The 306-nt window shown below is 62.4% G+C and carries 1 pseudogene; it reads right to left on the bottom strand.

Annotated elements, in window-relative coordinates:
• Positions 1-143: 143 nt before the first annotated feature.
• Positions 144-306, bottom strand: a pseudogene (locus EN862_RS37280) (formyl transferase); the annotation flags it as partial.

Raw genomic sequence — 306 nt, 5'->3', positions numbered from 1 at the left:
GAGTCCGACTTCGGGCCGATGCAGCAGCTGCGAGCATTGCCGCATGCGCACTGGGGCCGCTTGTTATGGGACGACGCGCGCGCATTCAAAAGCGACGCTATTGGAGGTCGCAAAAAGAAAGGTGAAATAGCGCGGCCGGCCGGCTACCAGTTGCGCTTCGTCAAGCCGGTCCAAAGGTAGTACCAGATCGTCGGATGATAGCACTGTTTCGAGGGCAGGCCGGGATCGAATGTGGCGAGCTTGCCCGCCAGTGCGTCACCGACCGCTTCGACGCAGATGTCGCGCGAGAATGCCGCCTGCCGCAGC

Source organism: Mesorhizobium sp. M2E.F.Ca.ET.219.01.1.1 (assembly GCF_004016445.2).
Taxonomy (GTDB): Bacteria; Pseudomonadota; Alphaproteobacteria; order Rhizobiales; family Rhizobiaceae; genus Mesorhizobium.
Note: the sequence above shows the minus strand (reverse complement) of the source record. Positions and strands in the feature narration are given on the sequence as shown.